Origin of the sequence: uncultured Devosia sp. (assembly GCF_913055165.1) — a bacterium.
GTDB lineage: Bacteria > Pseudomonadota > Alphaproteobacteria > Rhizobiales > Devosiaceae > Devosia.
On record NZ_CAJXJS010000002.1, the window covers coordinates 43207 to 68723 of the forward strand.

Below are 25517 nucleotides of genomic sequence, written 5' to 3' on the forward strand. Positions count from 1 at the left end.
TTGTTGTGGCGCGTTACGCCCTAGCGGCCCCATGCCCGGCAATGACAAGGGCGAGCTCTGCTTCAAATCGCGTTCCGTTGTCATTGGCGAAGCGATAGGTCCCGCCCATCTGTGACACCACGCCCCGGATGAGGCGCATGCCCATGCTTGTGGGTGTTTCCGGGATTTCGCCGATACCAACGCCGTCGTCGGCAACTACCAGCTTGCATCGCCCAGCGCCAAGGTCCTGCAAGGCCACAGAAATTGTACCTGCTTGGCGATCTTCAAATGCATATTTGAGAGAATTGGTCACGAGTTCGCTCAGCAATAGCGACAATGGGGTCGCGTGGTCGCGATCCACAGGGACGGATTGGAGATCGTATCGAACCTCTACGTTAACCCCGTAGGCGTGAACCACTTCATCGACGATCACCCGCACCAGATCGTTGGCATCGATATCCTCGTATTTGTCATGCCTGTAGATGTGCTCATGCATCGCGGCCATGGCGCTGAGCCGGCTCTGAAGGTCGATGCGCGCGGCGGCAGGCATGTCCTGCATGCGAACCAGTGACTGGACGGACTGCAGGTTGTTCTTCACCCGGTGGTGTATCTCGCGAAAGAGAAGCACATTGGTTTCGTTGGCGGCTTCCAGTTCGCTGCGGCGACGCGCATCGCGCCGAAGCAGGCTCACGATCCAGATGCCACCGCCAATCAGGCCGAGAATAATCGGCGCCACGATTATGAGCACCGTTATGATCGCGGAGCGCAACGAGTCCCAGGTCTGGTCCGTGGCGATCGACGCCAAGGCGACAATCTCAGTACCCGGAACCGAGCGATAGCTCACAACGCGGGCAATGCCGTCCACAGGTGAAGCCGCAGAGAAGTATGTCCCAGCTTCGGCACTTGGCAGATGCTCGGCTATCAACGGGTGAGACGAGAGGTCGACAGGCGTGCTGACCGCGGGATAGCGTGCCATCAACTGCCCATCGCGGCGCACAAGGCTTACGGTGGAGCCTGGATCAAGTTCGATGTTGACCCAGAAGTTCTGCATCAGAGAATCCGTGAAGGAAACCATGACCGCGCCCGCCATCTCGCCGTTTCGCGACAGCCTGCGCGAGAAGACGAAGATGTTCTCACCGGTGAGGCGACTTGTGAGCAAGCCGGACATATAGGACTGCGCGCCTGCCTTCAGCGCCGTAAAATACTCCCTATCCGCGACACTGACATCTCTCGCCCCAGGGACGGTGGAGAAGAGGGTGTTGGCCTCGGCGTCAATTACATAGACATCGACTTCCTCGGGCAGGCCTTCAACTGCTGCCTCCAGGGTGGTGGGATCAGTGGCGAGTTGAGGACCCAGCACTGCATCTACCCGGCGAAGTGTCTGATTGGCGACTTGGGAAATCCAGCCGGCGTTAATTGCCACAACTTGAGCGGCTCCTTGCGCGCGTTCCTCAAGGCGCATTCTGGTCTGACCAATGGCCTGAAAGACAAAATAGGCAAAGACACCGGCAAACATCGCAAGGCACAGCGTCACAAAGGCGATGGCCACCGTCGTGGCCTTTACGTCGCCCAGCTTTCGCCTGCTACTGTCCCTCAGCCTCGCCTCCCCCACAATGCCGCCTCTTTTGCGCGCTGTTTTCGGCAAACCCTGCATCGCAGGGGGCGCGTAGCGCATTCAACGCATAACAGGCGAAATCGCTCCCGCACTAGAAAGATTAAGCAGATCCGCGGTGTTAAGACCGTCGTAGGCGACGGATGTTAAGTCAGAAACCTAGTTTTTCCCGGAAGGAAATTTATGCCAAACCTCCCCAGGCTACTAAATCTCGGCCTCGCCGCCGTGACGGTGACCGTGCTGGCCGCCTGTTCTTCCTTCGGCGGAGCCAGCGCGCCTGCAGCCCTGGCGCCGGCTCTGTCTGCGCGAATGGACCAACCGAACGCGACGCTTGATTCCCAACAGGCGATCGGGCTGATCAATGCCTATCGTGCGACCCGCAATGTATCACCCCTGGTCGCCGATGCTGGATTGAACGCGACGGCTCAGGCACTCGCGAGCCAATACGCGCAAACCGGCACGGCGCCCACCAAGCCGCAGGCGCTTGTGCAGATGAAGCTGAGTGCGGGTTATTCAACCTTTGCCGAGACCTTCTCTGGCTGGCGCAACAATGCGGCGGATGCCGTCGGCTTGGCTGCCCCGGCCAGCAAGGCAGGTGTCGCTGTCGCCTTCAACCCGTCGTCGAGCTACGGCGTCTATTGGGTGCTCGTCCTTGGAAATTGAGGTTCAGATTATCGATGCCAGGGGACTCAAATGCCCCCTGCCCGTCCTCAAACTGGAAAAATTCCTGGAGGACGCCGCGGCCGGTACGAGGGTCGTGATATTGGCTACTGACCCTATGGCCAGGATCGATATTCCCTTGCTTTGCAGGCAGCGCGGGCATGAGTGCGCGGAAGAACCGGCGGACGGCCACCTGCAGTTCAATGTGACCAAGGCTCGTCAGGATCAATACTAGAGGTCGGCAGGTCGTGGTCTGGGCAACGCGATATCAATGCCCCCAACATTGACGCCGCCGCGCAGGACATCACGAATTGCGGCGCTCTCCACGGCAGGCACGCCCCCAAACATGGGCGAATGAGGCGGTCTGGGACGCGGCAGTGCAATGCCGGCCCGGATACGACCGAGGTCGACGGCGGTGTATTCGCTGACGAAGATTTCATCGGTCAGGTAGGACGGCTGATCTTCCAGGCCCATTGGAAACGCCGCCTCCTGGGCCGCCACATATTCCTTGGCATTCTTGCCACAGATGAGGGGCCGCATATCGACCGGGCTTGCGCCAATCGCGTTCGCCAAGGTGAGAACTGTCTGTCCCGTGGGCTGCAGGCGGCCACCGAGAGCATTGAGAAAGAGTTCGGCCGCCCTTTCGTTGCGCTCCCTGCCCGAGGACCCGCCCAGAACGACAGCCAGGAGGCGCCGCCCGTTTCGATCGACCGTCGCCACGATGTTGAGACCGGACGCGCACACATAGCCCGTTTTCATGCCGGTGGTGCCGGCAAATGCCTCGAGCAACCCATTGTTGGATTCAAGCCGCGCCTTGCCGAGATTGACGACGCCAGTGCGGAACATGGGCATGTACTGGGGAAAGCTCTGCTCGATGTAGAGCGCGATGACGGCCAGATCCCGTGCGCTGGAGACCTGACGCGGGTCGTGTAGCCCATGCGGATTGACGAAATGGGTGGCCGAAAGGCCCATGCGCGCGGCGGTCTCGTTCATCATGGCGACGAAATTCGACTCGCTGCCGCCCACCGTTTCGGCGATGGCTACGGCGATGTCGTTCGCGGACTTCACGACGAGGATATAGAGCGCATCCTTGAGGGTGACAGTGCTGTCGACCTTCAGCCCCGACTTGCTGGGCGCCTGGTTGAAGGCATTGCGCGAAATGGTCACCGGCGTATCCAGGGTAACCGTACCCTTGGCAATCTCTTCGAAAGTCACATAGGCGGTCATCAGCTTGGTGAGCGACGCCGGATGCCAGGGTTGTCCCGCCTCCTCTGCGTACAGCACTTGCAGGGTCGCCCGATCCACCACCAGCATTGGATTGGCCCAGGCCTGAAAAGTGCCAGCAAATGCCAGGATGAGAACGAGCAAGAGACGGCGGGCAAGCAGCAAGGGAGAACGACTCCGCGGGTGTGTATTGAAAGAGCGCCCCTCTTAGCAGCCGGCCCCAGCAATCTCAAGAAAGCGCTAGGCGTCTGACGCCGGTGTGAACGTGCTGACGTACCTTGTCACACACACTGCAGATTGTGTTCGCATCAAAATGGAGGTGCGCGATGAAGTCGCTGCTGACGATTCTGACCCCGGGCTTCGCCGACTGGGAGACCGCCCTGCTCAATGCGGGTGCCCGAGAATATTATCGCCTGGAGACCCGATTTGCGTCGCCCGGCGGCGAAACCGTGACATCGGCGGGTGGTTTGAAGGTCTTGCCGCACCTGGCCATTGAGGAAGCTTCCGTCGAGGATTTCGACGCCATCCTGGTCAATGGTGGTACGATCTGGGCGCAGCCCGACGCACCCGACGTCTCGGGCCTGCTATGCGAAGCCAGGGCCAAATCGCTGGTCGTTGGCGGCATATGCGACGGCGTCATGGCGCTGGCGCGCGCTGGTCTGCTGAACGATGTCCGCCACACTGCGAATGGTCCCGAGAGCCTACCATCGACCGGCTATGCCGGGGCACAGTACTATGTTGGCACGCCCAGGGCTGTTCTCGACCGCGGCATCGTCACGGCCCCGGGCACGGCCCCCGTGAGTTTCATGGGCGCCGTCCTCGACGCACTGGGGCTACGCACTGGCGACCTCGACTTCTATCTCGATCTCTATGCCGCCGAGCATCGAGCCGCATAGACTGGGCCGGCCGCGCCGACGTATTCGATCGCATGGAGTCGGCGCGGCGCCCTTATCTAGGCGTTATTGGAGCCTTGCTCGTTCGCCCCCAAAGCACAAGGAGCGACAGAGCCAGCAGCACGAGGTTGAACGGCAGAATTGTGAACTCGCCGCGTGTCGTGTGCAGTCCGATGGCAAGGACCTGAATAGCTGAGAATCCGAGCGCCGCTAGCGGCGTCAATCGCGGTGCGATACGCGTGGCGGCGGGCAAGATGATGCCAATTGCACCGAGAACTTCCATCGTGCCGATAAACCGCGTCAGCAATTCCGGATAGTCGCCTGCATAGGCCATTCCGGATGCGACCAGCCCCTCAATGGGCTGCGTCAGTTTCATCACGCCAGCCATGCCGTAGAATACGGCCAGGGCCACCTGCACTATCCATAGCCCTATGTTCCAGCCTCTCAACCCGGTCGAATTGCTCACCGCTACCTCCCCTGCCGTTGCACACTCTGGTATAAACGAGTAACTGTCTCTATATTTGTTACTGAGTTACCCACACAAGGAGGCACATCAATGTCACTTACCGATACTTCGCAGCATTCGAACTGCTCGGCGATGTCGGATGTGCTGAACCGGATCGGTGACAAGTGGAGTGTCATGGTGGTCGGCATGTTGGGACGAAACGGGACGCTACGCTTCAACGAGCTCAAGCGTATGATCAATGGTGTCTCTCAGCGCATGCTGACCTTGACACTCCGCAATCTCGAGCGTGACGGACTGGTGACCCGCACGATTTATCCAGAGGTGCCGCCGCGCGTGGAATATAGCCTGACCGAGCTGGGCAAGACCCTGCAGGTGCCTATCAGTGCATTGTGGGATTGGTCGGCAGAAAATCACGGCGCGATCGTCGAAGCGCGGGCCATTTATGATGCCAGGGAGTCTGCCGTTACGTCCGACAACGCCAGAAAGATTGCCTACGCGCGAGGATGACAGAGCGAATCAAGGCTCACTGTGCGCCATGTGGCTGAACCGGTTCACGTCATTCGCCGGGCGAGAAAGGACTTCCTGGCGCGCTTCCGCCCGTCGACTGGCCGGCAGATTGAGCGCGTTCACCAAGGCCCGATATTCCTGTCGAGCGCTCATGTGAGACATTGAAGGCACACCGCCCAGAAGCTCATCATCGAGGGGATCAAAGACGGTCATGCCGGTCGCAAACAGGGATCGGAAGATGACCCGCTCGGCAATGCCGTCGGCAACCCGGCAGCCAAGACGCATGGCGATGCGCTCAAGCATGGTTTGTACCTGCCGCATGTTGCGGGATGACAGCATTGAGATTCGATTGCGCACTAGAACCCAGTCGATATTGCGTCCATCGATGGCAAGGCGCTCAGACCGGGCGCGCTGCACCAGCCGCGCGTAATGGCTCAACTCCCGGGGCTCACCAGTCACTGGGTCCACCTGCGCCATCACACTGAGGTCGATCAGGCTGTCATTTACAGGCGTGACCAAGGTATCGGCCAGCGAATGGGCCAACCGAGCCAGATTCGTGTCAAAACCCGGTGTGTCGATGACGATGAAATCGGCAGAAGCCTCCACTTCGCCAATTGCCTGGCGGAAAAGATCGAACTCGATACGGTGGTTCTCGCGCGCCGAATCGCCTCTCGCCAATGGCAGGTGATAGTGGGTTGTATGGGGAAGGCTCAGCCCCTTGGAGCGAGCCCAGTCCCGCCGATTGCGCACATAGTGGGTGAGCGTCTGCTGCCGGCTGTCGACGTCAATCGAGGCGACTTTGTATCCTTGGTAGAGCAGATAAATGGCCAGGTGAAAGGCGGTCGTCGACTTGCCCGATCCGCCCTTCTCGTTGCCAACCACAATGACATGCGCGCCTTGCCGCACCGTCGACTCCCCAAATCACTTGCCGGAGTGTGTTGATTTGGGACGCTTCGCACAAGGGAAAACATGGTCAATGGTTCATTAATCACCTCAGGCGGCTGCCGGGGGAATGCCCGGGGTGCCGAAAAAGACCACAATGCGTCGTTTCAATGAACTTTCCATGCGCCTGACGCATGCGCGACGTGACCAATGGTGGCTAGCTGACCTCTGCGAACACCGGCATCGTCTCCTGGCACTTCAGTAAACCGCAAAGGGATTCTGCCATGTTTGTGCGAGCCGTCTGGCGCTTGAAGCGCCTGGTCGACATCAAGCAGACGTTGCGGGAAATGGACGTTCCCTCGACGCGCGATGCCGATATACTAGGGATTTCCGGTCCGGACTTCTCAAAGATGACGCGATCGCTTTTTGATCGCTGAGCGCCTCGACCTCTGCCTTGCTACAACGGCCGCCGGATCGCCATCTGGCGGCCGCAACGTTTCCGCATAGGTGAATGATCAATGAACGAGCACTGCCTACGACTTGCGCAAAACGCATAGCTAGTTTGACCAATCTCTATCTGCTCGCTGGGGATGGGCTGACCTATATGTAGCTCGTCAAGACAAGGAGACATCCGATGGACATTCGTAAGACCTTCAAGAAGTGGGCCGCATACCAGCAGACCGTTCGTGAGCTTGCTGCTCTCGACAATCGCCAGCTCAACGATCTGGGCATTTCGCGCACCGACATCAGCCGCGTTGCTCGCAATCATGTCGACACTCTGTAAGTTCGACGGCTCCAAGACTTCAAACCGAACGCTCGCTTCTCTCTGAGATGCGAGCGTTTTGATTCTGAGGCCGGGCGAAGCAAACGCCGATTGCTCCGGACAAGCGGGCTTGGTATCTGGCTCGCCATGTCAAACGAACCCATTCACATTATTGGCGGGGGCCTAGCCGGGTCCGAAGCCGCCTGGCAGGCAGCCGAGGCGGGCGCGAGAGTCATCTTGCACGAGATGCGAGGCATCAAGCGTACAGATGCGCATGAGACCGACGCCTTCGCAGAGCTTGTCTGTTCCAACTCGTTCCGATCCGACGACCACGAACAGAACGCCGTCGGATTGCTGCACGAAGAGATGCGGCGCTGCAACTCGATCATCATGCGCGCAGCGGACCAGCACAAGCTGCCAGCCGGCGGCGCTCTCGCTGTGGACCGTCACGGTTTTTCGGGGGCCGTGACCGAGGCCATTAGCAACCATCCCAATATCACCGTTGTCCGAGAGGAGGTCGCGGGGTGGCCGCCGGGCGACTGGCAGCACGTCATCATTGCGACAGGTCCACTGACTTCGCCGGCGCTGGCCGATGCGGTGCTGGAAAAGACCGGCGAGGATTCGCTGGCCTTCTTCGACGCCATCGCTCCGATCGTCCACTATGACAGCATCAATCACGACATTGCCTGGAAGCAATCGCGCTATGACAAGGCGGGCCCGGGCGGCACAGGGGCGGACTATCTCAACCTGCCCATGGACAAGGACCAATACTACGCCTTCGTCGAGGCGCTGAAATCTGCTCCGCTGCATGAATTCAAGGACTGGGAAAAGGTGCCCTATTTCGATGGGTGCCTACCCATCGAGGTGATGGCCGAGCGCGGACCGGAGACCTTGAGACATGGCCCGATGAAACCTGTTGGACTGACCAATCCACGCAACCCGACCGTCAAGCCCTATGCGATCGTGCAACTGCGGCAGGACAATGCGTTGGGTACGCTGTGGAACATGGTCGGCTTCCAGACCAAGATGCGCTACGGCATCCAAACCGAAATCTTTCGGATGATCCCTGGGCTTGAGAACGCGCAATTCGCTCGTCTGGGTGGATTGCACCGCAACACGTTCATCAATTCCCCCAAGGTTTTGGCGCCGGACCTCAAGCTCAAGGTTGATCCTCGCATCCGCTTTGCCGGGCAGGTGACCGGGGTGGAAGGCTATGTCGAGAGCGCTGCGGTGGGCCTCATTACCGGTCGCATGACAGCGGCCGAAGCCTTGGGCGGTTCCCTGGCCACCCCGCCGGTAACGACGGCGCTGGGCGCGCTGATCGGCCACATCACTGGCGGACACATTGAAGCGGAAGGCTATAGCGGCGCGCGCAGCTTTCAGCCGATGAACGTCAATTTCGGACTGTTTCCCGAGGTGACCATCAGTAAGCCCGAAGGGGTCAAGCGGTGGCGCGGGCCGGACAAGACCATCGCCAAGCGCCGGGCGATAACCAGCCGCGCGCTGGAAGACCTCAAGGCCTGGGCATGACGCCAACGGCACTGGCCGAGTACCTGTATCTGCACATGCCCCTTTCGCGGGCCATGGCGGTATCGGTGATCGAGGCCAGTGCAGAATCCGTGGCCCTGCACGTGCCGCTTGAACCTAATGTCAACGTGCATGGCACCATGTTCGGCGGCAGTATTTCCACGGCCATGCTTCTGGCCGCCTGGTCAGTGTTGCATTTGCGGTTGGAGGCCAACGTCACCTGTGACCTGGTGGTGCAAAGGAACCAGACCGACTTCCTCAAGCCGGTGTCTGGACCAGCACAGGCCATCGCACATCTGGACGACGCAGATTGGGCTGGCTTCATCCAGCAGCTCAAGCGCCACGGCAAGGCGCGCAGGACGGTGTCTGCAACACTCGTATTCGAGGATGCCATAGCGGCCCGTTTCACAGGCGAGTTTGTGGCGATCGGAACCGGGCGCTGAGATCTGCTGCTGATCGCGAGGCCTATCTGTTTCGGAGCGCCCACCAGGCCAGGCGAGCGATCTTGCGCCAATCGGGCTCATCTGGCGGGGCGGCAAAGGCTCCCTTCCCGGCTCTCTGCCAAGAGGCCAATTGCGCCTCCAGCAGGGTCATCGCGGCAAAGGCCGGACGAACCTGGCCAGGAAGAGCCGCGACCGAGGTCCTGGCCTTCCCAATGTGATCGGTTGCAAGCTCGGCTATCTGGCTCATGGCAGCGTGGAGGCCTTCGCTCTCCGACCCTGCGAACACCTCGGCCTCGCGGACGCCATTGGCCTCAAGGATCGACCACGGCAACATGATGCGGCCCTGTGCTGAGACATGGCCGAAGGCACGCAGGTGGCCGATCATGGCTTGGGCCACGCCGAGATGGCCGGCGGCGTCTCCGGGCTCCACCGGCTCTCCGTCATTCAGTACCATGGCCGCCAATTGAAACAGCGTCGAGGCCGTCTCCCCCGCATAGCCCTCGAACGTCTCAATATCCGGCATTGGATCGTCGTAAAGGTCGAAGCGACGCGCGCCTACCAGGCGGAGCAGCGTTCCGGCGGGAAGGTTGTAGCGCTCGAGGGTCTCAAGAAGGGCGTCAGCCAAAGGATTTTGCCGCACGGCGCCATGCCCCTCGCCGGAGAGCGCGTCGTTCCACCACTGCAGGCGTATTTCGCCGGGCTGCGGGCCGGATACCCGCTCGCGTATCGACGCAATATCGGCATTGAAGGCGTAGAGCGCCGTTATTGCTGGACGTTTTTCCGCAGACAGAACCAGGGACGCCAAATAGCGGTCACGATCCGATTTCCTCAGAAATTCGGCCGCATACTCTAAGCTCGCATCAGTCATTAGCGCGCGTTCTCGACGGCAATAAGCGCGGCAGCGACGGCACGCTCCTCGGCAAGGAGCACATTGTAAGTGCGCACCGCCCCGCCCGTCTGCGTTGCTTCGATGATCACGTTGCGCTCCCGGAAAACCTGGCGAATGGCAGGATCGATCGCCACGATATCGCCACCGAGGCCGATCAGCAGCACGTCGAGTGCGTCGGCCTGATCCAACACTGGCTCCAGGCTCTCAAGCGTCAACTCGGCTGCGGTCCCTACTGACCAATCCACCATGCCGCCGGGCAGGCACAGCAAGGAGCCCTTGTGAGACATATCGGCGAAGCGGAAACCGCCATTCCCATATGCATCAATCCCGACCTGGCGCGGAAAACCCGTTCCCACGCCAGGGCCATTGTCAGACGGCAGCGCCATCGGCAGCCTTTTCCTTGCCTTCAGACTCGGTCTCAGGGCGCTCCTTGAGACCCAGATTCACCAGGATCGGTGCCGCGATGAAGATCGACGAATAGGTGCCAATCAGCACGCCGAAGATCATTGACAGCACGAAACTCTGAATGACCTCCCCGCCAAATATGGCGAGCGCGAGCAGGGCAAACAGGGTGGTGGGACCGGTCAGAACGGTGCGGGACAGTGTGGAGTTGATAGCGCGGTTCAGCAGCTCGACCAGCGGTATCTTGCGGAATTTGCGCTGGAACTCACGGACGCGGTCGTACACCACTACCGTATCGTTGAGCGAGTAACCCACGATAGTCAGGATCGCCGCGATACTGGATTGGTTGAATTCGATGCCGGTCAGCGAGAAGAATCCGAGCGTCAGGATCACATCGTGCAGTGTCGAGACAATTGCTCCCACGGCGAATTGCCACTCGAAGCGGAACCAGAGATAGATGAGAATCCCGAGGACAGCGACGGACAGCCCGATGGTGCTCGACAGGGCCAGTTCGCTCGACACGGTGCCACTCACAGCCTCGGTGCGGCGCAGTTCGTAATTCTCTGCTTCAAGGACGGTGACGACGGAGTCCACTGCCGCCTGTTGTGCTTCGGGTCCGCCCTCCTGCAACTCAATACGGATCAGCACGTCTTCGGGTGTACCGAACCCCTGGACCTGAACGTCGCCAAGTTCGAGCGGGCTCAGCAGTTCGCGAATCTGGCCGACATCGGCAGGTCCGCCCTGATGCTGCACTTCGATAGACGTGCCGCCCTTGAAGTCGATGCCCAGGTTCATGCCATGAAAGACAAAGAGTCCCGCAGAGCCGATCGAGAGCACCATGGACCCAATGATGGCGATGCGCCGCCAGTTCATGAACGGCACAGTGGTGTTGTCCGGCACGATGCGCAGAAGTTGAATCTTGAGTTTTTTCGGACGGCGCCACGAATACCAGCGGCCCACGATGAGCATGGTTACGAAGTAGGCGGTGAAGAGAGTTGTGACGATACCGATCGCCAGCGTCACAGCAAAACCCTGGACCGGTCCGGAGCCCAGGAAGAACAGCACCACGGCGGCGATGAAGGTGGTGACGTTGGAGTCCAGGATAGCGCTCATGGCGTTCTGGAAGCCGGCCTGGATTGATTGCACCGGTCCCCTCCCCGCCGACTGCTCCTCGCGCATACGCTCAAAGATCAGAACATTGGCGTCCACGGCCATGCCCATGGTGAGCACGATACCGGCGATGCCTGGCAGCGTGAGCGTCGCGCCCAGGGCCGAAAGAGCGCCGATGACGAGGCCGATATTGAGCAGCAGGGCTACATTGGCAAAAGCGCCAAAAGTGCCATAGGCGATCAGCATGAAGACGACGGTCGAAATGCCGCCGATGATGCCGGCGATCACGCCGCCACGCACGGAGTCGGCACCCAGGCTCGGTCCAACAGACCGTTCCTCGACGACATCAAGGCTTGCCGGCAAGGCGCCGGCGCGGAGCAGAACCGCCAGGTCGTTGGCGGAAGCCGTGGTGAAATTGCCGCTGATCTGACCCGAGCCGCCGGTAATCGGCTGCTGGATGACGGGCGCCGTGATGACCGTATTGTCGAGTACGATGGCGAAGCGCTGGCCGACATTTGCGGAGGTGATCTCGCCAAAGGTGATGGCCCCGCGCGTGTCAAAGCGGAAGGACACGACGGGAATACCGCGCTGCTGGTCGAAACTCGGCTGGGCATCGCTCAGCGACTCGCCGCCAAGGGCTATTTCTTCGTAAAGCAATTCACGAGAGCCATCCTGGCTGGGCAGGATCATGGTGCCAGGCGGCAGGCCCTGCGCCTCGGCCTGGTCGGCCGTCATGCCCGGATAAACCATATGGAACGTGAGACGGGCGGTCTGCGAGATGATGTTTTTGAGGCGCTCGCTATCACCAAAGCCCGGCACCTGCACCAAGAGGCGCGTATCACCCTGCCGTTGGATGGTCGGCTCTGTAGTCCCCAACTCGTCGATACGGCTGCGAATGACTTCCACAGACTGGGCAACAAGCGCACTCATCCGCTGGCTGATGCCCTCGGGGGTGAGCGCGATTGTGAGCCTGCCATCAGCGGTTTCACCAAATGTCAGCTCGTCGGTGCCAACCCCGGCAAACAAGGTATTGGACAGGGTATTCTGCAGGCCCTGAATGGCGTTTTGAGCGGCGGCCTTCTGCGTTGGGTCGGTCAGCTCGATCGTTATTGTGTTGGTGGCGACATCCGTCGTGATGATGTTGCCTATGCCGTTTTCGTTGGCCAGCAGGTTGCGGGTGTCGCGCCTGAGGTCTGCAAGGCGTTCGGTGACGATGCTCTCGCGGTTGACTTCAAGCAGCAGATGCGAGCCACCCTGAAGGTCGAGGCCCAAGACCATGGCCTGCTTGGGCAGCCAATCCGGCAGCGCATCGACGACGTCCTTTGACAGGAAATTGGGCACTGCAAAGAGCAGGCCAATGGTCGCGACGAGAATGATGACGGCGGTGCGGATGGGCGAAGACTGCATCGAGAAATAGTCCTGAAAGCAGGAACGGAGCCCGAAGGCCCCGATCCCGGGTATTGAACAGGTCAGGCGGGCTTGTTGTCGTTGACCGGTTCCGACTTGGAGCGAACGTCGGCCACCATGCCGCGCACAACCTTGACCTTGACGCCCTGGGAAACCTCAACCTCAAGGTCTTCACCCTCGACGGCCTTTGTCACCTTGCCGACGATGCCACCAGTGGTCACGATGGTATCCCCCCGGCGAATTGCCGCCAGCATGGCCTGCTGGGCCTTGAGACGCTTCTGCTGCGGGCGGAAGATCAAGAGCCAGAAGATCAGCACCAGCAGGGCGATCGGCATCAACTGGATGAAGATGTCAGCCATGCCACCAGGGGCCCCGACACCGTCCTGAGCATAGGCGGGCGTTACAAACATCAAGCGAACTCCTTATCGATTCTTTTTGTGCTTTTGTGGAAGGGCGGCCCGGTCCCGCCAATCAGACGGTGGACGCTATCGGGCTTCTCTGCACTTGCGCCCCGGCCAAAATCGCGCGGACTATACATTTGGGGTCGGCTCATTGCAAAGCCAATAAGGGGCACAGATTGCCGCGCCACAAGCAAAGGACTATCGGGTGAAAACCAAGGACTATCTGGGCAGAATCGCCGACGCGCTCGACACCATAGCTCGTTCCCTGGCCCAGGACGGGCAGACACCATTCACACTTGGCGAGGCAAACGCCTATCATTGGCAGGGCGAATCTGGCCGCTTGTTGCCCGTTTCCAAGGTCAGCCGGGTGCCCTTGGCGATGCTCAAGGGTATCGACCAGGTCCGTGACATCCTGCTCGCCAATACCGAGCAATTCGCGCGAGGACACGGGGCCAATAACGCCCTGCTCTGGGGTGCGCGAGGCATGGGAAAGTCTTCCCTGGTCAAGGCAGTCCATGCCGACATTGTCTCCAGGACAGGCTTTGAGCGCCTGATACTGGTTGAGATCGCCCGGGAGGAGCTCGAGTCCCTCCCACTGTTGATGCGACAGATCTCCGATAAGCCGGCACGATTCATAGTCTTTTGCGACGATCTCAGCTTTGACAGTGGCGAGACGAGCTACAAGTCGCTCAAGACAATTCTTGATGGAGGATTAGAGGGGCGGCCAGATAACTTGCTGTTCTACGCCACCTCCAACCGGCGCCATCTAATGCCTCGCGACATGATCGAGAATGAGCGTTCAACCGCGATCAATCCCAGCGAAGCCGTGGAGGAAAAAGTATCGCTCTCGGACCGCTTTGGCCTGTGGTTGGGTTTCCACAATTCCGACCAGGAGAACTACCTGGCCATGGTATCGGGATACGCGGAATACTACGGCCTCGGCATCGATGCGGAGACGCTTCGGGCGCGAGCCATAGAGTGGGCCGCGACGCGCGGCGCGCGATCAGGACGAGTGGCGATCCAATTGGTACGGACCCTCGCGGGCGAGGAAGGCAAGGCGGTATAGGCCTCAAGAAGACGAAAAGGCCGGAGCACCACTTCCGGCCTTCTTGCTGTTCTGGAGGTCTGGCAGCGCCTAGCTGGCCAGGAGCGGCACCGGATCGACCGGCGTTGCCCCCTTGCGCAGCTCGAAGTGGAGCTGCGGCTTTGAGACCGAACCGGTCTGCCCAACGGTGCCCAGTGCATCGCCCCGGTTGACCACGGCGCCTTTGGACACGCTCATGTCCTTGAGGTGCGCATAGGCCGACACATAGCCGTTGGGGTGGCGAACAAGGACGAGGTTGCCGTAGCCCTCGACACCAGACCCCACGTAGATGACAGTGCCATTTTCGGCGGCCTTGACGGTGGAGCCTTCCGGAACATCGATATTGATGCCCGTGCCGCGCGAAGCGGCAAAATCGGTGATGACCCGACCCGAGACGGGCCAACGGAACTTCTCACCGGAGGAGACCGGTTCGGCAGCCGGCGCTGGCGTGGTCGGCACGGTCGCAACCTGGGTCACCTGGGCCCCGGCCGGGGCAGCGGCTGGAGTGGTCGCAGCAGGCGTTGTCTTCGCGGTCGGCGCTGCCGCCTGCTGAAGCACATTGCCAGTGGCGAGGTTGGTCGGACGCGCTGCGGGAAGCGTCGGCGCAGCGGCGGTGGAGTCCGCGCTCGCCACCTGCACGGGCTTGGCGCTGAGCAGATCAGACCGGCCCGGAATGATGATCTTCTGGCCGACGATGATTTTGTCAGGCGAACTCAGACCATTGGCGTGAACGATCGCCTGTGTGGTCACATCGTATTTGCGAGCGATGGTGTAGAGCGACTCGCCGCCCGCGATGGTGTGCATATAGGCATTGGTATTGGCTGCGGACTGGACCGGCACGCTGGAGTTGACCGGAAGGGCCGCATTCGATGCGGGTGTGCCCATGGCAACGGCGGCAGGAGCGGCCGGCAGCGGGGCAAGGTTTTGCTGAGCAGGCATGGCTTGCGTGTTTCCCATAGATGACGACGAACTCAATGCAGGTAGAGCCTGGGTCTGCACCGTCGAGGCCGAAGCGCCGATGGGCGAGGTCACACCGGATGGCTGCATGAAGCCATTGCTTGCCGGCGCGGGTGGCAGTGTATTGCCGCCACTCCAGGATGCGCCGACATTGGCCGGCGGCAGGAACTCCATGCTGGCAACCTGCACCGGCTGGGGTGCACCAAGGGTTGGCGGCATGGGCTGATTGAGAGTTGTGGGGGACGACTGCGCGACCGAGCCGGTGACGGTATTGTCGCTGAAACTGCGACCCCCGAGGCTCGAACAGCCGGACAATCCAACGGCGGCGATCATAACACCGGCAACGGCGACCGCGCTTCTATGGGTCCGCGGAAAAACGCGAATACTCATCGGCTTACTCGTACGCAGGTACTCAACAACTAAGGCTGACGCTACGCCGGTAAGGTAAAGACGAGTTTAAGGCTGATGCGATTTGAGCGAATTCGTATCGAGGTGATTCAGGGGTGGGTAAGGTTAAGGCGAGGCCTGGAGTGGGGCCAGGCCCCCAAAAATGAACGCATTCTGAACGCGATTTGTTAGGGCCGCTTGAGGGAGATACTGCCGAGGCGCCGGAGCGCCGCCTGGTGGGTCTGCTGAAGGGCGAACGGTGTCACCGTGATGGCATTGCCGCGCCGCAGGACTTCGAAATCAGCGGCCGGGTCGAGCGGCAGGGGCGTCTCGGGAATGGCCATGAAGAAGCGACCGTCATTGTCGCTGGGGTAGTAGCGGATGGGCGAGCGCGAGAAGCGCTGATGCGCAACGGCGGTCAGGCCCACCACCTCCTTGGTGTCACAATAGGGAAAATTGACATTGTAGAAGACGTCGTCGCCATTGTGCGTGGCGATGATGGCCTCGACCACCTCGGCGCCGAAGCGGGTGGCATTGGACCAGTCGGGCTTGTGCGAGACGTCGTAATCCATGGACTGGCTCATGGCGATGCCCAGGGCCCCTTGCAGCACGCCCTCGCGGGCGCCGGCTGCCGTTCCCGAGCAGTTGACGATATCTCCAAGGTTCTGCCCGGCATTGACCCCGGAGAGAACCAGATCGGCGGGCCGATCGCCCAGAATATGGGTCATGCCGGCAACGACGCAATCGGCCGGTGAGCCGCCGGTGACGGCGAAGCGCCTGGGGCCAAGCTTCTCGAAGGACAATTCCCGGCCGAAGGTGAAGCGGTGCCCTGCCCCGGACTGGTTTCCGTCCGGGGCAACGATCCAGACATCATCCGAGATCGCCGCGGCGATCTCGGCCATCACGGCAATGCCAGGCGCATCCACGCCGTCGTCATTGGTGATGAGGATGCGCAGGCTCATTACTTGCCGCCGATGGAGGTCAACCCACCCATATAGGGCTGCAGCGCCTCTGGAATGAGCACCGAACCATCTTCCTGCTGATAGTTTTCCAAAACGGCGATGAGACAGCGGCCGACAGCGGTGCCAGAGCCATTGAGCGTATGCACGTAGCGCGGCGCCTGCTTTTCGCCGGATGGGCGATAGCGCGCTTCCATACGGCGAGCCTGAAAGTCCCCGCAGACCGAGACCGAAGAAATTTCACGATAGGTATCCTGCCCGGGCAGCCAGACCTCAAGGTCGTAGGTCTTGCGGGCGCCAAAGCCCATATCGCCGGTGCAGAGCGTCATGACGCGGTAATGCAGGCCGAGGCGCTGCAGCACGGTCTCGGCGCAGGCCAGCATGCGCTCATGCTCATTGATCGACTCTTCGGGCGTGGTGATGGAGACCAGCTCCACCTTGTCGAACTGGTGCTGGCGCAGCATGCCGCGGGTATCGCGCCCAGCCGATCCGGCTTCGGAGCGGAAGCATGGGGTCAGGGCGGTGAAGCGCAGGGGCAGTTCTTCTTCGGCGAGGATGGTTTCGCGCACGAAGTTGGTCATGGGCACTTCGGCGGTGGGGATCAATGCGAGCCGGCTTTCGCCATGCGGGGTGAAAAACAGGTCCTCCTCGAATTTAGGAAGCTGCCCGGTACCAAAGAGCGCGTCGTCGCGGACGAGAACCGGTGGCTGGATCTCAAGATAGCCATGTTCAGTCGTGTGCAGGTCGAGCATGAACTGGCCGAGGGCGCGTTCAAGGCGTGCGATCTGGCCCTTCAAAACCACGAAGCGGCTGCCGGAGAGCTTGGCGGCGATCTCGAAATCCATGTCCTTTTCGACGACGCCGATTTCGAAATGTTCCTTGGGCGCGAAGGTGAAGCTCGGCTTGGCCGGACGCGCCTTGGCAGCGGTTTCGGCGGTGCCATTGGCGCCGAAATATTCGACATTGTCGGCCTCGTCGTCACCCACAGGCACATCGTCAAGAGCCATATTGGGGATGGCCGAGAGGATGTCCCGCAGTTCCTTTTCGACGGCACGCTCTTCGGCCTCACCCTCCGGGATGATCTCCTTGAGGCGAGCAACTTCGGCCATGAGTTCCTGGGCTCTGGCTTCGTCCTTCTGCGCCTTGGCCTGGCCGATCTGCTTGGAGAGGCTGTTGCGCTTTTCCTGCGCCTCATTGAGACGGACGATGATGGCGCGGCGACGCTCGTCTATCGCGATGAGATCGGAGGACCGCACGGACACATTCTTGCGCTGGCTCATGGCCGCGTCGAACGCATCAGGGTTGTCTCTGATCCACTTGATATCGAACATTGCTGATTACGGGCCTGGCCCGCCTCTTCATCGACAGCGCAGGCCTTGGGTGATGAGCCCGGAACGCGCCTGCGAGCGCTTCGGGCACAGGTGGCTGCGCCCGAAACCGAGCGCAGCTATTCGGAAGATGAGCCGGACAGCTCGGCATCCTGCTTGGCGATGGCCGCCTCGCGCCGCCTCTGAACATAGCGGACCGACAGAATAGCGAGTTCGTAGAGAGCATACATCGGCAAGGCAAGACCGATCTGTGAAATGGGATCGGGGGGCGAAACCAGGGCAGCCACGATCAGAATGCCCACGATGGCATAGCGCCGCCCCTTCTTGAGCATTTCGTAGTTCACCAGGTCGATCTGGGCCAAGAGGGTCAAGACCACAGGCAGCTGGAAACAAATGCCAAAGGCCAGGATCAGGGTCGTCGCCAGGCCCAGATATTCGGAGACCTTGGCCAGCAGCTTGATTTCCTCGGTCTGCATACCGGCGAAAAAGTGCAAGGCCATGGGCAGAACGGCGAAATAGACCATCATGGCGCCGAGCAGGAAGAAGATCGGCGTGGCCACCAGATAGGGGATCAGCGCCTTGCGCTCATGCTTGTAGAGCCCCGGTGCCACGAATCCGTAGATCTGGGTCGCCACATAGGGAAAGCCCAGGAAAATGGCACCGAACAGGGCCAGGTTGAGCTGGGTGAAGAAGAATTCCTGCGGCGCCGTGTAGATCAGCTCCATATCGCCCGGATTGGGGTAGATGGACCGATAGGGGTTGAGCAGAATGTCGAAAATATGCCCGGCAAAGATGAAGCACACGACCATCAGCACGACCACGGCGATGGCCGCGCGGATGAGGCGCTTTCGCAGTTCTACCAGATGCTCAAGCAGCGGCGCTTCGCTGCCGGCCAGCTCGTCCTCGACCTCGGGCTTGTTCTTGTCTTCGATCTTGGTCTGCGATTCGGCCATTTACTCAGTCTTTCCGGCCGTTGCGGCAGCTTTCTTGCGCGGCGCACGAGGCTTTGCCGGCTTGGCGGCCTCCTCTGCACCGGCCTTGGCGACTTTTTTCGCAGGCGTCTTTCGCGCGGGCTTTGCCGTCGCAGGCTTTTCTGAAGCAGCAGTGCTCGTGGAAGGAGCGGCGGCCTTGGATGCACGCGCCTTGGGCGACTTGGCCGCTGCGGTGGCAGCAGCGTCCGCCGGCTGATCCTTGGCTGTCGATTTCGTGGCGGCCTTGGCGGGTGCAGCTTTGCCAGACGCAGGCTTACTGGCAGCGGCCTTGCCAGATGCAGTCCTGGCCGCTGCGGGTTTTGCAGGGTTGGTGGCGGGTGCCGGTTTGGCAGCGGTGCGCGGCGCGGCCTTTACAGGCTCGGACTTGCTGGAAGTGAAGCCATATTCGGCCGCCATTTCGTCATTGGTCTTCTTTGGCGCCATGCCAGCCTGCTGCTGAATGGCCTCAACGACGCTTTCCTGAGTGGGGTCAGTGGGCTTGAGAGCGCCGCTGGGCGCCTCCTTGCCGTCCTTGCCGATGGCGTTGAATTCCTTGCGGATTTCATCGGCAGTCTGCTTGAGCGGCGAGGTGATCGAGGTTCGCAGATTGCGTACCTCATCGAGGCCCGTGGTCTTGTTGATTTCCCGCTGGAACTCCCGCCCCATGCGCTGAATCTGGCCAATAACCTTGCCAACGCGGCCCATGACCACAGGCAGGTCCTTGGGGCCGATGAAGATCAGCGCGACAACGCCGATCACCAGCATCTCTGTCCAGCCTAGGCCGAGCATGTATTCAGTCTCCGGACGGCGGACAGGCCGCCACTATGAGGAATGGGCAAATGGACGCGCTCAGGCGTCCTTACTCTTGTCCACTTCCTTGGCATCGACGGTGCTGGGGGCGTCAGCCTGCAGGCGTTCGGCCGGCTTGTCGTCGTCCTTCATGCCCTTCTGGAAGGCTTTGATACCCTGGGCGACTTCACCCATCATACCGGAAATCTTCCCGCGGCCGAACAGCAGGATAACGACAACGGCAACTACGAGAATGCCCCAAATAGACGGCGCGTGCATGATGGTCTCCCTAGAACTCCTGATACGCGTTACACGCGATAGATAGACCGAGAAATAGGTTTAAATGCACCCGAACACAAGAACGTGTTGCCGTTCGCCCCGCCGAAAGGTGGATTGCCGGTTCACGTTTGCTCGTCCTCCACTTCGTTGTCCCCCGGATCGGACGGGTCCAACGGGTCCTCGTCGTCGCGCAGAGCGCCATCGAAGGGCAGAGGAATCTGCATATCCGGCGGCAGGCGGCCACTGAGCAACCCTGCCCCCTTGAGCTCATCGAGGCCTGGAAGGTCCGAAAGGCTCTCAAGCCCAAAGTGATCGAGAAAGGCATCCGTGGTGCCATAGGTGACCGGGCGACCCGGCGTGCGGCGACGTCCGCGCATCCGCACCCAGCCGGCTTCCATGAGCAAATCCAGCGTCCCCTTCCCGGTCGCCACCCCGCGCACTTCCTCAATCTCGGCGCGCGTGGCCGGCTGGTGATAGGCGATGATCGACAGGGTCTCGAGGGCCGCGCGGGACAGTGGCCGCGTCTCGTGCTCCTCGCGGCGCAAGAGCAAACCCAGATCCTCAGCCGTGCGGAAGGCCCAGCCTTCGCCGCGACGCACCAGATTGACGCCGCGATGAGCATATTCTTGCTGGAGCTGAGTCAGCAGGAGGGCAATATCGACCCCTTCGCCCAGATAAGGTGCCATGTCGACGGCGCGGAGTGGCTCCTGGGAGGCAAAGAGCAAGGCTTCAAGAATGCGCAGGTGGCGGCGAAGCACCTCGCCGGACTGGTCGGCTTGAACAGATTCACTCACGCGCGATCACTCCGCCGGCGACGCATGAAAAGCGGGCCAAAGGTTTCAGTCTGCCGGATATCGATCTCGCCCTGCCGCACCAGTTCCAGGCTGGACGCGAAGGTCGAGGCACGAACCGTCGCACGCTCGGCGGGCGTGGTGAGATAGTCCACCAGATAGGCGTCGAGAGATACCCATTCCTGGCTTTCCCCGATCAGTCGCTTCAGGATGTCTCGCGCATCCTGAAGCGACCAGACGGTCCGCAGCCGCGGCGTGTAATCGGTGACAACGCCGCGTTCGCGCTGGCTGGAATAGGCCTTGAGCAGGTCGTAGAGGCTGGCTTCCCAGATGGAGCGGCGGGCAATCTCGATCGGCTCGGGGGCGCCGCGCGCGTAAATCTGAAAGCCGAGCCTGGGACGATTCATCAGCCGGCTGGCGGCAGTGCGCATGGCCTCAAGGCGCTTGAGGCGGAACTGCAGCATGGCGGCGAGCATCTCACCGCTCGGTTCCTCGTCGCCGGGAGCCTGCGGCACCATCAGGCGGCTCTTGAGATAGGCCAGCCATGCGGCCATCACGAGGTAATCGGCGGCCACCTCAATGCGGCGGGCCCTGATCTTGTCGATGAAGCCCAGATATTGCTCGGCCAGGGCAAGGACGGAAATCGCCGACAGATCGACCTTCTGCCGGCGGGCCAGATCCAGCAACAGATCGAGCGGGCCTTCATAGCCGCCGACGTCAACATGCAGGACGTCTTCCGCAGCAGGCGGCGCGGGCGTATCGAACCAGTTGATATCGGCCTCAGTCATTCTTGGCCCGTCGGGATGGGAAGCATGCCCCATCCTTGTCCGGTGGCGGACCAAGCGTCAAGCAAGTGCTAGAGCAGGAGGCAATCGCCACCGGCGGCCTTGACGTTGGTGCAGATATTGGCGGCGCTTTCGCGGGAGTTGGCTGGCACCAGCACACGGTAGTAGATGCCGCGCTCGCCAAGGTCGACGCGCTGGATCTCAAGGCTGGCGCCGCCGAACAGGACGCCGTAGCGGGTGGCGATGGCCTGCGCCGACTGACGCGCGGCTTCTTCACTGCGCTGGGACGCCAGTTGCACATAGGCCGACGCTGAACCGCCCGAAGCGACCGCGGTAGTCGGCTGCGGCGTGGCCGGGGCGGCGGCGGGTGCCGCGGCAGCAGCGGCCGGTGCAGGCGCGGCGGCTGCCGAAGCGATGGACGCAAAGTCGGCAGGCCGCTCCATGGGCATGCGCACGGTCGAGCCGGCGATAGCAGCGCCGTTGGCGTCCACGACGGGAATATCGGCCCCGGGCTCTGCTATGGCATTCGTGGCGGCCGCGGGGGTCGCGGCGACGTCGGTCGCCTGGGAAGTTGCAGTGGAAGCGGCCGCTTCGGCCTGCTGCGCGCTGGCGACGAGCTCCGGCGTCGAGAAATCGGCGCCGGGAACTTCCGGAACCTCGGGACGATCCACGGGAAGGATGCTCGACCCCGCGAGGCTGTCATCGCCGCTGACGATGGTGCCGTCGGGCCGCACGGTCACGGTTCGGACCTTGCGATTGACCAAACCATCCTGATTGGGATCGACGGTGCTGGAGTCGCTGCTGGCCAGCACGCCAGCAGCGGCGGGCGCGGTATTGGCGGCGACCACGGCTTCGGTATCGGCCTGGTCGCGGGACACAAGCTGCTCTTCGGCTCCGGCATCGGCGCCGGATATTTCGTTAAAGACCACGGATTGGGGCACCTCGGCGGCCTCCGGGGTCTCGGGGACTTCCTTGGTGGGACTGGTATCGGCGACGAGAAGCGGCGCCGGTTCGTCCGTGCCACCGCCCTGCCCCAGCACCCAATAGAGCCCGAAACCGGCAACCGCCAACAGGGCAATGGCGACAAGCGGGCCGGCCACGGCGCGGTTGAGGCGCATGGGCGCCCGAGCGGGGGGTGGCAGGGCCTCGGTATCGGCCTCAGGCGCGCGGGGCGCATCCGGACCGTCATTGACCCATTCGACATGCGCACCAGTAGCAGCAGCGGCGGCCAGGATGGCTTCGTCCACTGAACTGAGGTCAGAGGCGCGCTCGGCGGTCGCGGGCTTGGCAGGCGGGGTCTCTACGGTGGCGGGCTCGGCCGGTTCGGCCTGGACGGGCGTGGCAACCGTGGGGGTCGCCAGGCTGCGCAAGGCGGGGCTGGCAGGAGGCGGATTGGCGGTCGCGAGGCGGACGGCGGGACCGACCAGCCTTTCGATGTCGTCGAGGGGATCAGACGTGCCATGCGCAGAGGCCGGGCTTGCCTGTGCGGGCGGTTCGGGCGTCGCGACCGGCGCGGGCGCTGCCGGCGGGGGGGCATCCTCGGTCGGCTGTGGCTGAACGGTGCGTGGGGTACCATCACCCAGGCCGAAAATGGGCGGCATGCCGAAGCTGTCGGCACTAGCCGAAGTGTCTTCGGGTTCTGGTTGCCGGACGGGCTCTGGCGCAGAGCGGTCCTGCGCCAGTTCGGCGGCGATGAGATCAGCCAGGCTGTCCTGGTCGAGCGGCGCCAAGTCCTCTGGTTCATCCTTTGGCGCAGGCGCGGCAGCCGACACAACCTGGGGCGCAGGCGACATGGTTGGTTCGCTCCGCGCATTGCCCAGGCCGAAGTCGAATGAGAAGGGTTCCACCGGCTCCGGGGCGTCGGCGTTCTGATCGCCCGGGATGCGGATGGACGGCCTCAGCGAAGTCGGCTCGACCGCAGGTGCCGCCGTTTCGGAGACTTGAGGACGCTGTGCCGGCGCCTCGGCAGTGTCGCCCGGAATACGGACCGGCACAGGCTTGGGCCTATCGTCCGGCTTGTCGCTGCGGGCCTCGTCGGCCATCAGCCGCGCCAATTCGGCAATAAGATCGTCCGGTGCTTCAGTCTGTGCGGCCATCGATTGCGGTTTCGCTGACGTCATGTGGCAGCGCCCCTAGAATGCGGAATGTCCTGTCAAGGATTTTGCCGCGTATTTTCACACCAATGCGCCCGAATTATGAAAGCTCCTCAGGCGCCGAGACCCCCAAAATCCCAAGGCCGTTGCGGATTACCTGACGAACGGCGTCGACGAGTGCGAGTCGAGCTAGAGTCAACTTCGGGTCCGATTGGTTAACAAATCGTAACTGCGGGTCATCCTTGCCCTTGGCCCAGAAGCCATGCAAGGCCGCCGAAAGCTCGTGCACATAAAACGCAATCCGGTGGGGTTCATGCGCAATCGTGGCGGCAGCCACGGTCCGCGGCCACGCGCCAAGCAGGCGGATCAGTTCAATATCGGCTGCGCTGCCCAGCAGTTCCAGCTCCGCACCGGCCAGGGCAGCCGAGGAGATATCGAGATCGGGCATGTCGCGCTCTGCCGTGCGGAAAATCGAGCAGGCCCGCGCATGGGCATATTGCACGTAGAAGACGGGATTATCGCGCGTCTGTTCCTTGACCAGCGCGAAATCAAAGTCCATCGCGGCATCGTTGCGCCGGAAGAGCAGCATGAAACGGGTCGCATCGGCACCCACTTCCTCTACGACATCAGAAAGCAGAACCAGATCGCCCGAGCGCTTGGACATCTTGAACGGCTCACCGTTCTTTAGCAGGCGGACGAGCTGGCAGATGCGCACATCGATATCGGCCTCGCCGTTGGAGACGGCCTTGACGGCCGCCTGCAGGCGCTTGACGTAGCCGGAGTGATCGGCACCCAGCACGTTGATCATGTGCTTGAAGCCGCGCAGATATTTGTTGCGGTGATAGGCGATGTCGGCGGCGAAATAGGTGTAGGAGCCATCGGACTTGATCAGGGCGCGATCAGTGTCGTCGCCATAGTCGGTTGCGCGGAACAGCGTTTGTTCGCGATCTTCCCAATCTTCGGGTGTCTTGCCCTTGGGCGGCTCCAGCCGACCCTCATAGACCATGCCTTCCTCGCGCAGCCAGTCCAGCGTTGTCTGGATGTCACCGCCCTGCCCGTGGAGTGTGCGTTCGGAGAAGAAGACGTCGTGATGGATGTTGAGCTGGGCCAGGTCAGCCTTGACCAGATCCATCATGGCAGCGAGGGCCGCCTCACGCGCGATGAGCACGGCTTCCTGCTCGGACATGTCGAGCAGCGACTTGCCATACTCGGCGGCAAGCGCCTTGCCCACGGGGATCAGATAGTCTCCGGGATAGAAGCCAGACGGAATCTCAATCGTTTCGCCCAGCGCCTCGCGATAGCGCAGGAGGGCCGACTCGCCCAGGATTATTGTCTGGCCTCCGGTATCGTTGATGTAATATTCGCGGGTTACGTCATAACCCGACCAGGCCATGAGCGAAGCAAGCGCGTCGCCAAAAACGGCGCCGCGTGTGTGGCCCACATGCATGGGGCCGGTCGGGTTGGCCGAGACATATTCGACATTGACCCGCTCGCCCTTGCCCAGGTTCGTGCGGCCATAGTTCTCGCCCTGCGCGCCGACGGCCTTGAGGACCTGGTGCCAGATGGAGTCCGCGAGCCGGAAATTTATGAAGCCAGGGCCGGCCACTTCAACGGAGGTGATGTCCGGAGCGGATTTGAAGCGCTCCACCAGACCTGCAGCAACTTCGCGCGGGTTCTTGCCCAAGGGCTTGGCCACAACCATTGCCGCATTGGTCGACAGGTCGCCATGGGCAGGGTCGCGCGGCGGCTCCACCACGACACGCGTCAGCAGCTCATTGTCGAGCTGGGGATAGTCGGCGCGCAGGGCCTCGGTGACCCGGGTGGTGAAAAGGGCGAAAATGTCCATGGCCTGTAACCAATGTGTCCTGTTTGGGCGAAGTTCGACTTTGCCACAACCGCCAGTCCACCCTCGGGCTCGACCCGAGGGCC

At 61.7% G+C, this 25517-nt stretch carries 27 protein-coding genes; 9 read left to right on the top strand and 18 right to left on the bottom strand.

Annotated elements, in window-relative coordinates:
• Positions 1 to 13: 13 nt before the first annotated feature.
• The gene (locus tag QZ564_RS01295) at positions 14 to 1528 is read right to left on the bottom strand and encodes a histidine kinase dimerization/phosphoacceptor domain -containing protein (RefSeq protein ID WP_297103597.1); all 1515 of its coding nucleotides are present in this window, start codon (positions 1526 to 1528) and stop codon (positions 14 to 16) included.
• A 246-nt stretch (positions 1529 to 1774) separates the two neighbouring features.
• On the opposite strand from QZ564_RS01295, the gene QZ564_RS01300 reads away from it, so the two are divergent.
• Positions 1775 to 2254, top strand: coding sequence for a CAP domain-containing protein (locus tag QZ564_RS01300; protein ID WP_297103600.1), 480 nt, complete (start codon positions 1775 to 1777; stop codon positions 2252 to 2254).
• Positions 2244 to 2486 carry a sulfurtransferase TusA family protein gene (locus QZ564_RS01305; RefSeq protein ID WP_363311325.1) on the top strand — a complete coding sequence of 81 codons (243 nt, stop codon included), beginning with the start codon at positions 2244 to 2246 and terminating at the stop codon, positions 2484 to 2486. Before QZ564_RS01300 ends, QZ564_RS01305 begins: the two co-directional genes overlap by 11 nt.
• Here QZ564_RS01305 and QZ564_RS01310 read toward each other — a convergent pair.
• On the bottom strand, positions 2483 to 3640 hold the full coding sequence (locus tag QZ564_RS01310; protein ID WP_297103602.1) for a D-alanyl-D-alanine carboxypeptidase family protein: 1158 nt from the start codon (positions 3638 to 3640) through the stop codon (positions 2483 to 2485). The genes QZ564_RS01305 and QZ564_RS01310 overlap by 4 nt on opposite strands.
• Positions 3641 to 3801: 161 nt before the next feature.
• On the opposite strand from QZ564_RS01310, the gene QZ564_RS01315 reads away from it, so the two are divergent.
• On the top strand, positions 3802 to 4371 hold the full coding sequence (locus tag QZ564_RS01315) for a DJ-1/PfpI family protein (RefSeq protein ID WP_297103605.1): 570 nt from the start codon (positions 3802 to 3804) through the stop codon (positions 4369 to 4371).
• A 52-nt stretch (positions 4372 to 4423) separates the two neighbouring features.
• On the opposite strand, the gene QZ564_RS01320 is transcribed toward QZ564_RS01315, so the two are convergent.
• Positions 4424 to 4834 (bottom strand): DoxX family protein, encoded by a 411-nt coding sequence (locus QZ564_RS01320; RefSeq protein WP_297103607.1) that lies wholly within the window; start codon positions 4832 to 4834, stop codon positions 4424 to 4426.
• A gap of 90 nt (positions 4835 to 4924) precedes the next feature.
• On the opposite strand from QZ564_RS01320, the gene QZ564_RS01325 reads away from it, so the two are divergent.
• Positions 4925 to 5341: a helix-turn-helix domain-containing protein gene (locus QZ564_RS01325; protein ID WP_297103609.1), complete on the top strand. Its 417-nt coding sequence runs from the start codon at positions 4925 to 4927 to the stop codon at positions 5339 to 5341.
• A 9-nt stretch (positions 5342 to 5350) separates the two neighbouring features.
• Here the strand turns inward: QZ564_RS01325 and QZ564_RS01330 are convergent, their stop codons facing one another.
• Complete coding sequence (locus QZ564_RS01330; RefSeq protein WP_297103611.1) at positions 5351 to 6247, bottom strand: division plane positioning ATPase MipZ; 897 nt, start codon at positions 6245 to 6247, stop codon at positions 5351 to 5353.
• Positions 6248 to 6507: 260 nt separating this feature from the next.
• Here QZ564_RS01330 and QZ564_RS01335 point away from each other — a divergent pair, with 260 nt between their 5' ends.
• The 4 genes from QZ564_RS01335 (at position 6508) to QZ564_RS01350 (ending at position 8956) form a co-directional block, all read left to right on the top strand.
• Entirely contained in the window at positions 6508 to 6660 is a 153-nt protein-coding gene (locus QZ564_RS01335) for a hypothetical protein (RefSeq protein WP_254673066.1), read from the top strand.
• A gap of 197 nt (positions 6661 to 6857) precedes the next feature.
• Complete coding sequence (locus QZ564_RS01340; protein WP_297103616.1) at positions 6858 to 7007, top strand: DUF1127 domain-containing protein; 150 nt, start codon at positions 6858 to 6860, stop codon at positions 7005 to 7007.
• Between the two features lie 126 nt (positions 7008 to 7133).
• Complete coding sequence (gene trmFO, locus QZ564_RS01345) at positions 7134 to 8516, top strand: methylenetetrahydrofolate--tRNA-(uracil(54)-C(5))-methyltransferase (FADH(2)-oxidizing) TrmFO (RefSeq protein ID WP_297103619.1); 1383 nt, start codon at positions 7134 to 7136, stop codon at positions 8514 to 8516.
• Entirely contained in the window at positions 8513 to 8956 is a 444-nt protein-coding gene (locus QZ564_RS01350; RefSeq protein ID WP_297103621.1) for a YiiD C-terminal domain-containing protein, read from the top strand. The genes trmFO and QZ564_RS01350 overlap by 4 nt, the downstream gene beginning before the upstream one ends.
• Positions 8957 to 8978: 22 nt before the next feature.
• Here QZ564_RS01350 and QZ564_RS01355 read toward each other — a convergent pair whose 3' ends face one another.
• The 4 genes from QZ564_RS01355 to yajC all read right to left on the bottom strand — a co-directional run bounded on the left by QZ564_RS01355 (position 8979) and on the right by yajC (position 13174).
• Positions 8979 to 9824: a phytoene/squalene synthase family protein gene (locus tag QZ564_RS01355; protein WP_297103624.1), complete on the bottom strand. Its 846-nt coding sequence runs from the start codon at positions 9822 to 9824 to the stop codon at positions 8979 to 8981.
• Positions 9824 to 10231, bottom strand: coding sequence for an MTH938/NDUFAF3 family protein (locus QZ564_RS01360; protein ID WP_297103626.1), 408 nt, complete (start codon positions 10229 to 10231; stop codon positions 9824 to 9826). The genes QZ564_RS01355 and QZ564_RS01360 overlap by 1 nt, the downstream gene beginning before the upstream one ends.
• Positions 10215 to 12764, bottom strand: coding sequence for a protein translocase subunit SecD (gene secD, locus QZ564_RS01365; RefSeq protein ID WP_297103628.1), 2550 nt, complete (start codon positions 12762 to 12764; stop codon positions 10215 to 10217). The genes QZ564_RS01360 and secD overlap by 17 nt, the downstream gene beginning before the upstream one ends.
• 62 nt (positions 12765 to 12826) lie before the next feature.
• Positions 12827 to 13174 (bottom strand): preprotein translocase subunit YajC, encoded by a 348-nt coding sequence (yajC, locus tag QZ564_RS01370; RefSeq protein WP_297103630.1) that lies wholly within the window; start codon positions 13172 to 13174, stop codon positions 12827 to 12829.
• Between the two features lie 244 nt (positions 13175 to 13418).
• Between yajC and QZ564_RS01375 the strand changes: the two genes are divergently transcribed.
• A complete protein-coding gene (locus QZ564_RS01375) occupies positions 13419 to 14231 on the top strand; it encodes an ATP-binding protein (protein WP_297103822.1) in 813 nt (270 codons plus the stop codon).
• A 69-nt stretch (positions 14232 to 14300) separates the two neighbouring features.
• Here QZ564_RS01375 and QZ564_RS01380 read toward each other — a convergent pair whose 3' ends face one another.
• From QZ564_RS01380 to argS, 10 genes are all read right to left on the bottom strand, one after another.
• The gene (locus QZ564_RS01380) at positions 14301 to 15596 is read right to left on the bottom strand and encodes a M23 family metallopeptidase (RefSeq protein ID WP_297103632.1); all 1296 of its coding nucleotides are present in this window, start codon (positions 15594 to 15596) and stop codon (positions 14301 to 14303) included.
• A gap of 185 nt (positions 15597 to 15781) precedes the next feature.
• Entirely contained in the window at positions 15782 to 16555 is a 774-nt protein-coding gene (surE, locus tag QZ564_RS01385; RefSeq protein WP_297103633.1) for a 5'/3'-nucleotidase SurE, read from the bottom strand.
• Complete coding sequence (gene serS / locus QZ564_RS01390; protein WP_297103635.1) at positions 16555 to 17883, bottom strand: serine--tRNA ligase; 1329 nt, start codon at positions 17881 to 17883, stop codon at positions 16555 to 16557. The genes surE and serS overlap by 1 nt, the downstream gene beginning before the upstream one ends.
• A 116-nt stretch (positions 17884 to 17999) precedes the next feature.
• Positions 18000 to 18833 (bottom strand): twin-arginine translocase subunit TatC, encoded by an 834-nt coding sequence (gene tatC / locus QZ564_RS01395; RefSeq protein WP_297103637.1) that lies wholly within the window; start codon positions 18831 to 18833, stop codon positions 18000 to 18002.
• A complete protein-coding gene (gene tatB, locus QZ564_RS01400; RefSeq protein ID WP_297103639.1) occupies positions 18834 to 19640 on the bottom strand; it encodes a Sec-independent protein translocase protein TatB in 807 nt (268 codons plus the stop codon).
• 60 nt (positions 19641 to 19700) lie between these two features.
• Entirely contained in the window at positions 19701 to 19919 is a 219-nt protein-coding gene (locus QZ564_RS01405; protein WP_297103641.1) for a twin-arginine translocase TatA/TatE family subunit, read from the bottom strand.
• 122 nt (positions 19920 to 20041) lie between these two features.
• A complete protein-coding gene (gene scpB / locus QZ564_RS01410) occupies positions 20042 to 20713 on the bottom strand; it encodes an SMC-Scp complex subunit ScpB (RefSeq protein WP_297103643.1) in 672 nt (223 codons plus the stop codon).
• Positions 20710 to 21498, bottom strand: a complete 789-nt coding sequence (locus QZ564_RS01415; RefSeq protein WP_297103645.1) for a ScpA family protein — start codon at positions 21496 to 21498, stop codon at positions 20710 to 20712. Before QZ564_RS01415 ends, scpB begins: the two co-directional genes overlap by 4 nt.
• 68 nt (positions 21499 to 21566) lie before the next feature.
• Positions 21567 to 23615 carry an SPOR domain-containing protein gene (locus tag QZ564_RS01420; RefSeq protein ID WP_297103647.1) on the bottom strand — a complete coding sequence of 683 codons (2049 nt, stop codon included), beginning with the start codon at positions 23613 to 23615 and terminating at the stop codon, positions 21567 to 21569.
• 73 nt (positions 23616 to 23688) lie between these two features.
• Positions 23689 to 25434: an arginine--tRNA ligase gene (argS, locus tag QZ564_RS01425; RefSeq protein ID WP_297103649.1), complete on the bottom strand. Its 1746-nt coding sequence runs from the start codon at positions 25432 to 25434 to the stop codon at positions 23689 to 23691.
• Positions 25435 to 25517 lie beyond the last annotated feature (83 nt).

Bases quoted from the DNA above. Each gene is read 5' to 3' on its own strand.
- QZ564_RS01300 (WP_297103600.1), top strand. From the start codon at position 1,775: ATGCCAAACCTCCCCAGGCTACTAAATCTCGGCCTCGCCGCCGTGACG.
- QZ564_RS01315 (WP_297103605.1), top strand. From the start codon at position 3,802: ATGAAGTCGCTGCTGACGATTCTGACCCCGGGCTTCGCCGACTGGGAG.
- QZ564_RS01325 (WP_297103609.1), top strand. From the start codon at position 4,925: ATGTCACTTACCGATACTTCGCAGCATTCGAACTGCTCGGCGATGTCG.
- QZ564_RS01335 (WP_254673066.1), top strand. From the start codon at position 6,508: ATGTTTGTGCGAGCCGTCTGGCGCTTGAAGCGCCTGGTCGACATCAAG.
- QZ564_RS01340 (WP_297103616.1), top strand. From the start codon at position 6,858: ATGGACATTCGTAAGACCTTCAAGAAGTGGGCCGCATACCAGCAGACC.
- trmFO (WP_297103619.1), top strand. From the start codon at position 7,134: ATGTCAAACGAACCCATTCACATTATTGGCGGGGGCCTAGCCGGGTCC.
- QZ564_RS01350 (WP_297103621.1), top strand. From the start codon at position 8,513: ATGACGCCAACGGCACTGGCCGAGTACCTGTATCTGCACATGCCCCTT.
- QZ564_RS01355 (WP_297103624.1), bottom strand. From the start codon at position 9,824: ATGACTGATGCGAGCTTAGAGTATGCGGCCGAATTTCTGAGGAAATCG.
- QZ564_RS01360 (WP_297103626.1), bottom strand. From the start codon at position 10,231: ATGGCGCTGCCGTCTGACAATGGCCCTGGCGTGGGAACGGGTTTTCCG.
- secD (WP_297103628.1), bottom strand. From the start codon at position 12,764: ATGCAGTCTTCGCCCATCCGCACCGCCGTCATCATTCTCGTCGCGACC.
- yajC (WP_297103630.1), bottom strand. From the start codon at position 13,174: ATGTTTGTAACGCCCGCCTATGCTCAGGACGGTGTCGGGGCCCCTGGT.
- QZ564_RS01380 (WP_297103632.1), bottom strand. From the start codon at position 15,596: ATGAGTATTCGCGTTTTTCCGCGGACCCATAGAAGCGCGGTCGCCGTT.
- surE (WP_297103633.1), bottom strand. From the start codon at position 16,555: ATGAGCCTGCGCATCCTCATCACCAATGACGACGGCGTGGATGCGCCT.
- serS (WP_297103635.1), bottom strand. From the start codon at position 17,883: ATGTTCGATATCAAGTGGATCAGAGACAACCCTGATGCGTTCGACGCG.
- tatC (WP_297103637.1), bottom strand. From the start codon at position 18,833: ATGGCCGAATCGCAGACCAAGATCGAAGACAAGAACAAGCCCGAGGTC.
- tatB (WP_297103639.1), bottom strand. From the start codon at position 19,640: ATGCTCGGCCTAGGCTGGACAGAGATGCTGGTGATCGGCGTTGTCGCG.
- QZ564_RS01405 (WP_297103641.1), bottom strand. From the start codon at position 19,919: ATGCACGCGCCGTCTATTTGGGGCATTCTCGTAGTTGCCGTTGTCGTT.
- QZ564_RS01415 (WP_297103645.1), bottom strand. From the start codon at position 21,498: ATGACTGAGGCCGATATCAACTGGTTCGATACGCCCGCGCCGCCTGCT.
- QZ564_RS01420 (WP_297103647.1), bottom strand. From the start codon at position 23,615: ATGACGTCAGCGAAACCGCAATCGATGGCCGCACAGACTGAAGCACCG.
- argS (WP_297103649.1), bottom strand. From the start codon at position 25,434: ATGGACATTTTCGCCCTTTTCACCACCCGGGTCACCGAGGCCCTGCGC.